Below are 11,088 nucleotides of genomic sequence, written 5' to 3'. Positions count from 1 at the left end.
ATGAATGTCGAAGTGTGGATGCGGGTGGATGTTAGAATACTCACAGACCCGCAAGGTAAAATTTATACGGCACTGCCGTTGGAGAATGTTATGACCGATTTAACTGCAAGCAGCCTGCGCGCGTTGAAACTGATGGACCTGACTACCCTGAACGATGACGACACCAATGAGAAAGTCATCGCTCTGTGCCATCAGGCGAAAACGCCGGTGGGCAACACCGCAGCCGTCTGTATCTACCCGCGCTTTATCCCGATTGCCCGTAAGACGCTGAAAGAGCAGGGCACCCCGGACGTGCGCATTGCAACCGTCACTAACTTCCCGCATGGCAACGATGATATCGAGATTGCGCTGGCAGAAACCCGCGCGGCGATTGCCTACGGCGCAGACGAAGTGGACGTGGTGTTCCCGTACCGCGCGCTGATCGCCGGCAACGAGCAGGTCGGTTTTGACCTGGTTAAGGCCTGTAAAGACGCGTGTGCGGCGGCAAACGTGCTGCTGAAAGTGATCATCGAAACCGGCGAGCTGAAAGAAGAGGCGCTGATTCGTAAAGCCTCTGAAATCTCCATCAAAGCCGGTGCGGATTTCATTAAAACCTCTACCGGTAAAGTACCGGTAAATGCGACCCCGGAAAGCGCGCGCATCATGATGGAAGTGATCCGCGACATGGGCGTGTCCAAAACCGTGGGCTTCAAACCTGCGGGCGGCGTGCGTACCGCGGAAGACGCGCAGCAGTTCCTGGCGATTGCCGACGAGCTGTTTGGCGCCGACTGGGCCGATTCTCGTCACTACCGCTTCGGCGCCTCCAGCCTGCTGGCCAGCCTGCTGAAAGCGCTGGGTCACGGCGACGGTAAGAGCGCAAGCAGCTACTAAGTTTGAATTGCCGGGTGGCGCTACGCTTACCCGGCCTACCCGGATCGTGGTCGGGTAAACCGTACCCGCCACCATTCACCCGATTCCTCATGGGGGTTACCGTGTTTCTCGCACAAGAAATTATTCGTAAAAAACGTGATGGTCATGCATTAAGCGACGAAGAGATCCGCTTCTTCATCAACGGCATTCGTGATAACACCGTCTCTGAAGGGCAGATTGCGGCTCTGGCGATGACCATTTTCTTCCACGATATGTCGATGCCTGAGCGCGTGTCGCTGACCATGGCGATGCGAGATTCAGGAACCGTTCTGGACTGGAAAAGCCTCAACCTTAACGGCCCGATTGTGGATAAACACTCCACCGGCGGCGTGGGCGACGTGACCTCCCTGATGCTTGGCCCCATGGTGGCAGCCTGTGGCGGTTATATCCCGATGATCTCCGGGCGCGGCCTGGGCCACACCGGCGGTACGCTCGACAAACTGGAAGCCATTCCGGGCTTCGATATCTTCCCGGATGACAACCGCTTCCGCGACATTATTAAAGACGTTGGTGTGGCGATTATCGGCCAGACCAGCTCTCTTGCTCCGGCAGACAAGCGTTTCTACGCGACCCGCGACATCACCGCGACCGTTGACTCCATCCCGCTGATCACCGCCTCTATCCTGGCGAAGAAGCTGGCAGAAGGGCTGGACGCGCTGGTGATGGACGTGAAGGTAGGCAGCGGCGCGTTTATGCCAACCTATGAACTCTCTGAGGCGCTGGCCGAAGCGATCGTTGGCGTTTCCAACGGCGCGGGCGTGCGCACTACCGCACTGCTCACCGACATGAACCAGGTGCTGGCTTCCAGCGCCGGTAACGCCGTCGAAGTGCGTGAAGCCGTCCAGTTCCTGACGGGCGAATACCGCAACCCGCGTCTGTTCGACGTCACCATGGCGCTGTGCGTGGAGATGTTAATCTCCGGCAAGCTTGCCAAAGACGACGCCGACGCCCGCGCGAAGCTACAGGCGGTACTGGACAACGGCAAAGCGGCGGAGATCTTTGGCCGCATGGTTGCGGCGCAGAAAGGCCCAACCGACTTCGTCGAAAACTATGCGAAGTACCTGCCGACCGCGACGCTCAGCAAAGCGGTGTATGCCGACAGCGAAGGGTTTGTCTCGGCAATGGATACCCGCGCGCTGGGTATGGCGGTCGTGTCTATGGGCGGCGGCCGTCGTCAGGCGTCAGATACCATTGATTACAGCGTCGGCTTCACCGATATGGCCCGTCTGGGCGACAGCGTTGACGGGCAACGTCCGCTGGCGGTGATCCACGCCAAAGATGAAGCCAGCTGGCAGGAAGCGGCGAAAGCGGTGAAGGCGGCTATTACGCTTGACAATAAAGCGCCGGAAACCACACCGACTGTCTATCGCCGTATCACCGAATAGCGGTATACTGATCTGATCGATAATTTTTGAAGCACTACGTACGGAGAACAATTATGAAACGTGCATTTATTATGGTGCTGGACTCATTCGGCATCGGCGCAACCGAAGATGCGGAACGTTTTGGTGACGTGGGTTCCGATACCATGGGTCACATCGCGGAAGCCTGTGCGAAAGGCGAAGCGGATAACGGTCGTAAAGGCCCTCTGACTCTACCCAACCTGACCCGCCTTGGGCTGGTGAAAGCGCATGAAGGTTCTACCGGTAAAATCGCAGCCGGTATGGATGCTAACGCGGAAGTCGTGGGCGCCTACGCCTGGGCGCACGAGCTCTCCTCCGGTAAAGACACCCCGTCCGGTCACTGGGAAATCGCCGGTGTGCCGGTGCTGTTCGACTGGGGTTACTTCTCCGATCACGAGAACAGCTTCCCGCAGGAGCTGCTCGATAAGCTGGTGAAGCGTGCCAACCTGCCGGGCTACCTCGGCAACTGCCACTCCTCCGGTACCGTGATTCTGGACCAGCTCGGCGAAGAGCACATGAAAACCGGCAAGCCGATTTTCTACACCTCTGCTGACTCCGTGTTCCAGATTGCCTGCCACGAAGAGACCTTTGGCCTGGATAAACTCTACGAGCTGTGCGAAATCGCCCGTGAAGAGCTGACCGAAGGCGGCTACAACATTGGCCGCGTGATCGCGCGTCCGTTTATCGGCGACAAAGCGGGTAACTTCCAGCGTACCGGTAACCGTCACGATCTGGCCGTTGAGCCGCCGGCGCCAACCGTGCTGCAGAAGCTGGTCGATGAGAAAGACGGCCACGTGGTGTCCGTGGGTAAAATCGCGGATATCTACGCTAACTGCGGCATCACCAAAAAGGTCAAAGCGACCGGACTCGATGCGCTGTTCGATGCCACCATCAAAGAGATGAAAGAAGCGGGCGACAAGACCATTGTCTTCACCAACTTCGTCGACTTCGACTCCTCCTGGGGTCACCGTCGCGACGTAGCGGGTTATGCTGCGGGTCTTGAGCTGTTCGACCGCCGCTTGCCGGAGCTGATGGAGCTGGTGGGTGAAGATGACATTCTGATCCTGACCGCGGACCACGGCTGCGATCCAACCTGGACCGGTACCGACCACACCCGTGAGCACATTCCGGTGCTGGTGTACGGCCCGAAAGTGAAGCCGGGTTCGCTGGGTCACCGTGAAACCTTCGCGGACATTGGCCAGACCCTGGCGAAATACTTTGGTACGTCTGACATGGAATATGGCAAGGCCATGTTCTGATGTCATTGCCCGGTGGCGCTTCGCTTACCGGGCCTACGGTTTTGTAGGCCGGGTAAGGCGTAGCCGCCACCCGGCAAAAACAACAAGTTAAAAGGAACTGAAGATGGCAACTCCTCACATTAATGCAGAAATGGGTGATTTCGCTGACGTCGTATTGATGCCGGGCGACCCGCTGCGCGCGAAGCACATTGCAGAAACCTTCCTGGAAGACGTGCGTGAAGTGAACAACGTTCGCGGCATGCTGGGCTTCACGGGTACTTATAAAGGCCGCAAAATCTCCGTTATGGGCCACGGCATGGGTATCCCATCCTGCTCCATCTACACCAAAGAGCTGATCACCGATTTCGGTGTGAAGAAAATCATCCGCGTGGGCTCCTGCGGTGCGGTGCGTATGGACGTTAAGCTGCGTGACGTGGTGATCGGCATGGGCGCGTGTACCGACTCTAAAGTCAACCGCATCCGCTTTAAGGATCATGACTTTGCGGCCATCGCTGACTTTGACATGGTGCGTAACGCGGTTGACGCGGCAAAAGCGCTGGGCGTTGACGCGCGCGTGGGCAACCTGTTCTCTGCCGATCTGTTCTACTCGCCAGAAGGCGACATGTTCGACGTGATGGAAAAATACGGCATCCTGGGCGTGGAAATGGAAGCGGCCGGTATCTACGGCGTAGCGGCTGAATTCGGTGCGAAAGCGCTGACCATCTGCACCGTATCTGACCATATCCGTACCCACGAGCAGACTACCGCTGCCGAGCGTCAGACCACCTTCAACGACATGATCAAAATCGCGCTGGAATCCGTTCTGCTGGGCGATAAAGAGTAATTCTGTCTCTTCCCTCCCTCTCCCTGTGGGAGAGGGCTGGGGTGAGGACACCAGCTAGCGCACGGCCTGCGCAATCCACGCTGACAGCTCCCGCAGCTCATTTTCCTGCTCCGGGAAATCCCCAATTAACGCGTCACATTCCTGCTGCAGCATATCCGCCCGGTACAAACAGCCCTGCAAGCGTGCCGCAAGGGCTTCCAGTGGCCCCGGATTCAGACTGTCCGTAAACACCTGCGTGCGGGTGATATGACCTTTCTCGACGTCAAAATGCAGCTCCACGCCGCCCCAGGTAAAACGCTCATCCAGCAGATGGGAAAATGCAGGTGCCTGACCGAAGTTCCACTCCCAGCTGCTCTGGCGGGCGAAGGTTTCCGCGAAGTTTGGCAGGTCCGGGGTTTTGTCCGGTGAAATCACTTCTGCTTCCACGCGCTCGCCGTAATGCGCAAAGAACGCCTCGCGCACGGCCTCACAGATTTGCTCGTGTGTAACGCCCGGCAGCAGTTCGACCAGATTTGCCACGCGGCCGCGCACGGAGGTAATCCCTTTGGCCTGGAGTTTTTTCTTGTCGGGATTCAGGTAGTTCGCCAGGCGGCTCAGATCGGCGTTAAGAAGCAGAGTGCCGTGGTGGAACCCGCGATCCATCGTTTCGCGATAGGCGGAGCCGGACACTTTGCGATCTCCGTCGGGCGTTTTGACCACCAGATCGTTACGTCCGGAGGCTTCAGCCGTCACGCCGAGCGAATTGAGCGCGTTGAGGACGATGGACGTTGAGATGGTTTTGTCGTATTCCGGTTTGCCCGCCATAAAGGTAAAGCAGGTATTGCCCAGATCGTGGAATACCGCGCCGCCGCCGCTGCTGCGGCGCGCCAGACGGACGTTGTCCTCTTCCATACGGCGGGTGTTGCACTCTTTCCACGGGTTTTGCGCACGACCAATAACTACCGTATCGGCATTGCGCCAGAGAAACAGTACGCGCTGGGTGGCAGGCATCTGGCGGAAGATGCACTCCTCCACTGCCAGGTTAAACCAGGGATCGTAAGAGTCAGAGATAAGCAGGCGTAACGTCGACATGGCAGAGTTCCTTTTCCGAATCATCCGCCTACTTTATCACTATTCTTTCTTCTCGCTCTCTTCGTCTTCGGGGACTGACCGGCTGGCGGTCAGCAGGAACGGGGATTGCTGCCAGCGCGTGCGCTTGCCCCGAAGCAGGGTGCGTGCCAGCACAACGCCGATGGCGAGTGAAAGCAGCAGCATCAGGCGCAGAATGTTGGTGGTATTATCGACCTGTTTGGCTTCAGTGGGCAGGGTGTGGGTATCAAGGGTGAGGCGCAGATAACCCAGCGGGCCATTCTTCCCCTGAATAGGTTCAACAAGCTGTTGGTTGAAGTAGCCGCCGGCTTTTTTGCCGTCCAGCGCCAGCCTGTCTCGCACGTCGACGTGCTCACCCGCGCGGGCAATCAGGTTGCCTTGCTCATCATAGACACCGGCATCAAGAATGCGACTGTTCTCCGTGAGCAGGCGTAAAACCTGGCCTATCCGCTTCTCGTCAGGCGTTTCGTTACGCATGGACGGCGCGACGTTGAGCGTGACCTGGCGTGCCAGCGTGCGGGCCAGCTCTTCAAACTGCGGGTTGCGTTGCCGTTGATGGTTCTGGCTAAACCACGATGCCCCTTGCATCAGCACCACTAAGAGTGCGAGACAGGAAAGGACAATCACGGCGCGATGGAGCCGGAATTTCAGTTTTGCGCGAGCCATATTCCACCTGCTGAAAATTTACGGCTTAATGTTGCCAGAAGTGATGGTTACAGGGTAGCCTCATGCGTTATTTTCCCTCTGCAACCTTCCGGCGCGAACGAAATTACAGGAGCTTTAATGCCGAACATTACCTGGTGTGACCTGCCAACGGATGTCTCTTTATGGCCAGGATTGCCGCTCTCTTTAAGTGGCGATGAGGTGATGCCTCTGGATTACCACGCCGGTCGTAGCGGCTGGCTGCTGTACGGACGCGGTCTGGATAAGCAACGCCTGACCCAGTATCAAACCAAACTGGGGGCCGCGATGGTCATCGTCGCCGCCTGGTGCGTGGAAGACTACCAGGTCATTCGCCTGGCGGGCTCTCTGACCCAGCGCGCCACGCGCCTGGCGCATGACGCCGGGCTGGATGTCGCACCGCTGGGTAAAATTCCGCACCTGAAAACGCCTGGCCTGCTGGTCATGGACATGGACTCTACCGCCATTCAGATCGAGTGTATCGACGAAATTGCGAAGCTGGCGGGCAGCGGCGAGCTGGTGGCTGAAGTCACCGAGCGTGCGATGCGCGGCGAGCTGGATTTCACCGCCAGCCTGCGACAGCGCGTGGCGACCCTGAAAGGGGCCGATGCCAACATTCTGCGTCAGGTGCGCGATGAACTGCCCCTGATGCCAGGGCTGACGCAGCTGGTGCTGAAGCTGCAGTCCCTCGGCTGGAAGGTGGCGATCGCCTCCGGTGGCTTCACCTTCTTCGCGGATTATCTGCGGGAAAAACTGCATCTGACCACGGTGGTGGCCAACGAGCTGGAGATCATGGACGGCAAGCTGACCGGCCAGGTGATCGGCGATATTGTGGATGCCCAGTACAAAGCCAATACGCTGACGCGCCTCGCGGAAAAATATGAAATTCCGGTTGTCCAGACCGTCGCCATCGGTGACGGCGCGAACGACCTGCCGATGATCAAAGCGGCCGGCCTGGGCATTGCCTACCATGCCAAGCCAAAAGTGAATGAAAAGACGGAAGTGACTATCCGTCACGCTGACCTGATGGGGGTGTTCTGCATTCTCTCCGGCAGCCTTAATCAGAAATAACGGTCTGCTTTGTAGGCCGGGTAAGCGTAAGCGCCACCCGGCATGCAGGCCGCAGAGAAATAACGAGGTAAACCGTGGCGAAAGCTCCAAAACGCGCATTTGTCTGTAATGAATGTGGTGCGGATTATCCGCGCTGGCAGGGGCAATGCAGCGCCTGCCATGCCTGGAACACCATCACCGAAGTGCGTGGTGTGGCGGCTTCGCCGAGCGTGGCGCGCAATGAACGCCTGAGTGGCTATGCGGGCAATGCGGGCGTGTCGAAGGTACAAAAACTTTCAGACATCAGCCTGGAGGCGCTGCCGCGCTTCTCCACCGGCTTCAAGGAATTTGACCGCGTGCTCGGCGGCGGCGTGGTGCCGGGCAGCGCGATCCTGATCGGCGGTAACCCGGGCGCGGGTAAATCGACTCTGCTGCTGCAAACGCTTTGCAAGCTCGCCGAACAGATGAAAACCCTGTACGTCACGGGCGAAGAATCACTCCAGCAGGTGGCAATGCGCGCGCACCGTCTCGGCCTGCCGACCGGCAACCTGAATATGCTGTCGGAAACCAGCATCGAGCAGATCTGCATGATCGCCGAAGAAGAGCAGCCGAAGCTGATGGTGATCGACTCCATCCAGGTAATGCACATGGCGGACATTCAGTCCTCGCCGGGCAGCGTCGCGCAGGTGCGTGAAACGGCGGCCTACCTGACGCGCTTTGCCAAAACGCGCGGCGTGGCGATTGTGATGGTCGGCCACGTGACCAAAGACGGCTCGCTGGCGGGACCGAAGGTGCTCGAACACTGTATCGACTGCTCGGTAATGCTCGACGGCGACGCGGACTCTCGCTTCCGTACCCTGCGCAGCCATAAAAACCGCTTTGGGGCGGTTAACGAACTGGGCGTGTTTGCCATGACCGAACAGGGGCTGCGCGAGGTCAGCAACCCGTCGGCCATCTTCCTGAGCCGGGGAGATGAGATCACCTCCGGCAGTTCGGTGATGGTGCTGTGGGAAGGGACGCGCCCGCTGCTCGTCGAAATTCAGGCACTGGTGGATCACTCGATGATGGGCAACCCGCGGCGCGTGGCGGTCGGTCTGGAACAGAACCGCCTGGCAATCCTGCTGGCGGTGCTGCACCGTCACGGCGGGCTGCAGATGGCGGATCAGGACGTCTTCGTGAACGTGGTCGGCGGCGTCAAAGTCACCGAGACCAGCGCAGACCTGGCGCTGCTGCTGGCGATGGTCTCCAGCCTGCGCGACAGACCGCTGCCGCAGGATCTGGTCGTCTTCGGCGAAGTGGGCCTTGCCGGGGAAATCCGTCCGGTGCCGAGCGGCCAGGAGCGTATCTCCGAGGCGGCAAAACACGGTTTCCGTCGGGCTATCGTTCCCGCTGCCAACGTGCCGAAAAAAATCCCGGAAGGGATGCAGGTCTTTGGCGTGAAGAAACTCGCAGATGCGTTAAATGTCTTTGACGACTTATAATTACGTATTCGATTTTGCAGGAGGCACCGTAATTTATGTCATCATTTGACTACATCAAGACCGCTATCCGCCAGAAAGGCTGCACGTTGCAGCAGGTGGCAGACGCCAGCGGCATGACCAAAGGCTACCTGAGCCAACTGCTGAACGCCAAAATCAAAAGCCCCAGCGCGCAGAAGCTGGAAGCGCTGCACCGCTTTCTGGGACTGGAATTCCCGCGTATGCAAAAGAACATCGGCGTGGTGTTTGGCAAGTTTTACCCGCTGCATACCGGGCATATCTATCTGATCCAGCGCGCCTGTAGCCAGGTGGACGAGCTGCACATCATCATGGGGTACGACGAAACCCGCGATCGTCAGCTGTTTGAAGACAGCGCCATGTCGCAGCAGCCGACCGTGCCGGACCGTCTGCGCTGGCTGCTTCAGACCTTCAAGTACCAGAAAAACATTCGCATTCATGCCTTTAACGAAGAGGGTATGGAGCCGTACCCGCACGGCTGGGACGTGTGGAGCAACGGCATCAAAGCGTTTATGGAAGAGAAGGGCATTGCGCCTAACTGGATCTACACCTCTGAAGAGTCCGACGCGCCGCAGTTCCGCGAGCATCTGGGCATCGAGACGGTGCTGATCGATCCGCAACGCACCTTCATGAACATCAGCGGGGCGCAGATCCGCGAAAACCCGTTCCGCTACTGGGATTACATTCCGACCGAGGTGAAGCCGTTCTTTGTGCGCACCGTCGCGATCCTGGGCGGCGAGTCGAGCGGTAAATCAACGCTGGTCAACAAGCTGGCGAACATCTTCAACACCACCAGCGCGTGGGAGTATGGCCGCGACTATGTCTTCTCGCACCTGGGCGGCGACGAGATGGCGCTGCAGTATTCCGACTACGACAAAATCGCGCTCGGGCATGCCCAGTACATTGATTTCGCGGTGAAATACGCCAACAAGGTGGCGTTCATCGATACCGATTTTGTCACCACCCAGGCGTTCTGCAAAAAGTACGAAGGGCGCGAGCACCCGTTCGTGCAGGCGCTGATTGACGAATACCGCTTTGACCTGGTGATCCTGCTGGAAAACAACACCCCGTGGGTGGCCGACGGCATGCGCAGCCTCGGCAGCTCGGTGGACAGGCGGGAATTCCAGTCCATGCTGGTGGAGATGCTCAACGAAAACAACGTTGAGTTTGTGCACGTTGAAGAGTCAGACTACGACTCCCGTTTCCTGCGCTGCGTAGAGCTGGTGAAGGAGATGATGGGGGAGCAGGGGTAAGCGTTAACCGCCCTCTCCCTGTGGGAGAGGGCCAGGGTGAGGGCATCAAGCCACTCAGAGCTCCACCACCACTTTCCCACGCATATGCCCGTCCAGCACCTTGCGGTGCGCCTCGGTAATGCTTTCCACGCTCAGCCCGTGCAGCGTTTCACTCAGTGAGCTTTCCACCACGCCGTTATCCACCAGCTTCGCCACCTCATTGAGGATCTCACCCTGACGCGCCATATCAGCGGTCTGGTACATGCTGCGGGTGTACATAAATTCCCAGTGCAGGGCGGCGGATTTGGACTTCAGCTTGTCCTGGTTCAGCGGGTGTTCATTCTCCACGATAGAACAGATATGCCCCTGCGGTGCAATCAGGTCGCTGACCGCATCCCAGTGCCCGTCGGTGTCGTTGAGGATGAAAATGTAATCCACAAAGGTCAGCCCGTGCTTCGCCAGTTCGCCTTTCAGATCGCGGTAGTTCACCACCACATCTGCACCGCGATCGCGGCACCACCGGGCGGAATCTTCACGGGACGCGGTTGCGATCACCTTTACCTTGCTGTTGTGCTTCGCAAACGGGATCGCCAGCGATCCCACCCCGCCCGCACCGCCGATGATCAGCAGGGTTTTGTCCGTACCGGCATCCTGAATATTCAGCCGTTCAAACAGGCCTTCCCACGCGGTGAGCGCGGTCAACGGCAGCGCGGCGGCAGCCGCCCAGCCGAGGCTTGACGGTTTGTGCCCGACAATGCGCGCATCGATCAGCTGATGTGTGGTGTTGCTGCCCGGACGGGTGATGTCGCCTGCGTACCACACTTCATCTCCCGGTTTGAATCCGTTCACGCCAGCCCCAACGTCTTTGACGATCCCGCTGGCATCCCATCCGAGAATACGCGGCTCGTTCAGCCCGTTCTTAGCAATGCCCGCGTGGACTTTGGTATCGACCGGGTTAACGGAGACGGCTTTCACCTCCACCAGCAGATCGTGCTCGCCGGGCTGCGGCATCGGTGGAGTGATTTCAATGAAAGTAGAGGGATTTTCAGGGTTAACGGCGATGGCTTTAACTGACATGGTGTGCTCCTCAATGGCATGCGTTTTGTTGAGGCTAGTCTATTAAGTGGCCATCTGCGTGATAAGATG

At 58.5% G+C, this 11,088-nt stretch carries 10 protein-coding genes; 7 read left to right on the top strand and 3 right to left on the bottom strand.

Going from position 1 to position 11,088, the window contains the following annotated elements; translation table 11 throughout:
- The first annotated feature begins 90 nt into the window (after nucleotides 1-90).
- The 4 genes from deoC (at nucleotide 91) to deoD (ending at nucleotide 4,394) form a co-directional block, all read left to right on the top strand.
- Nucleotides 91-870 (top strand): deoxyribose-phosphate aldolase, encoded by a 780-nt coding sequence (gene deoC, locus C6A40_RS03430; protein ID WP_003856543.1) that lies wholly within the window; start codon nucleotides 91-93, stop codon nucleotides 868-870.
- 101 nt (nucleotides 871-971) lie between these two features.
- Nucleotides 972-2,294, top strand: coding sequence for a thymidine phosphorylase (deoA, locus tag C6A40_RS03425; protein WP_021240582.1), 1,323 nt, complete (start codon nucleotides 972-974; stop codon nucleotides 2,292-2,294).
- A gap of 53 nt (nucleotides 2,295-2,347) precedes the next feature.
- Nucleotides 2,348-3,571 carry a phosphopentomutase gene (deoB, locus tag C6A40_RS03420; RefSeq protein ID WP_023326663.1) on the top strand — a complete coding sequence of 408 codons (1,224 nt, stop codon included), beginning with the start codon at nucleotides 2,348-2,350 and terminating at the stop codon, nucleotides 3,569-3,571.
- Between the two features lie 103 nt (nucleotides 3,572-3,674).
- Nucleotides 3,675-4,394, top strand: coding sequence for a purine-nucleoside phosphorylase (deoD, locus tag C6A40_RS03415; RefSeq protein ID WP_003856538.1), 720 nt, complete (start codon nucleotides 3,675-3,677; stop codon nucleotides 4,392-4,394).
- Between the two features lie 54 nt (nucleotides 4,395-4,448).
- Here deoD and lplA read toward each other — a convergent pair whose 3' ends face one another.
- Nucleotides 4,449-5,465, bottom strand: coding sequence for a lipoate--protein ligase LplA (gene lplA, locus C6A40_RS03410; RefSeq protein WP_023293326.1), 1,017 nt, complete (start codon nucleotides 5,463-5,465; stop codon nucleotides 4,449-4,451).
- 39 nt (nucleotides 5,466-5,504) lie between these two features.
- The gene (locus C6A40_RS03405; protein WP_008502067.1) at nucleotides 5,505-6,149 is read right to left on the bottom strand and encodes a YtjB family periplasmic protein; all 645 of its coding nucleotides are present in this window, start codon (nucleotides 6,147-6,149) and stop codon (nucleotides 5,505-5,507) included.
- A gap of 117 nt (nucleotides 6,150-6,266) precedes the next feature.
- Between C6A40_RS03405 and serB the strand changes: the two genes are divergently transcribed.
- The 3 genes from serB to nadR all read left to right on the top strand — a co-directional run bounded on the left by serB (nucleotide 6,267) and on the right by nadR (nucleotide 9,963).
- A complete protein-coding gene (gene serB, locus C6A40_RS03400; protein ID WP_021240580.1) occupies nucleotides 6,267-7,235 on the top strand; it encodes a phosphoserine phosphatase in 969 nt (322 codons plus the stop codon).
- 74 nt (nucleotides 7,236-7,309) lie between these two features.
- Nucleotides 7,310-8,695 (top strand): DNA repair protein RadA, encoded by a 1,386-nt coding sequence (gene radA, locus C6A40_RS03395; RefSeq protein WP_003856523.1) that lies wholly within the window; start codon nucleotides 7,310-7,312, stop codon nucleotides 8,693-8,695.
- A 35-nt stretch (nucleotides 8,696-8,730) separates the two neighbouring features.
- Complete coding sequence (nadR, locus tag C6A40_RS03390) at nucleotides 8,731-9,963, top strand: multifunctional transcriptional regulator/nicotinamide-nucleotide adenylyltransferase/ribosylnicotinamide kinase NadR (RefSeq protein WP_045335624.1); 1,233 nt, start codon at nucleotides 8,731-8,733, stop codon at nucleotides 9,961-9,963.
- A 54-nt stretch (nucleotides 9,964-10,017) separates the two neighbouring features.
- On the opposite strand, the gene C6A40_RS03385 is transcribed toward nadR, so the two are convergent.
- Complete coding sequence (locus C6A40_RS03385) at nucleotides 10,018-11,019, bottom strand: zinc-binding alcohol dehydrogenase family protein (RefSeq protein WP_045335626.1); 1,002 nt, start codon at nucleotides 11,017-11,019, stop codon at nucleotides 10,018-10,020.
- Nucleotides 11,020-11,088 lie beyond the last annotated feature (69 nt).

It is taken from the genome of Enterobacter sp. GER_MD16_1505_Eko_090 (assembly GCF_003331015.1).
Lineage (GTDB): Bacteria > Pseudomonadota > Gammaproteobacteria > Enterobacterales > Enterobacteriaceae > Enterobacter > Enterobacter roggenkampii.
The sequence above is the reverse complement of the archived record's forward strand: the minus strand, read 5'-3'. Positions and strand labels throughout refer to the sequence as shown.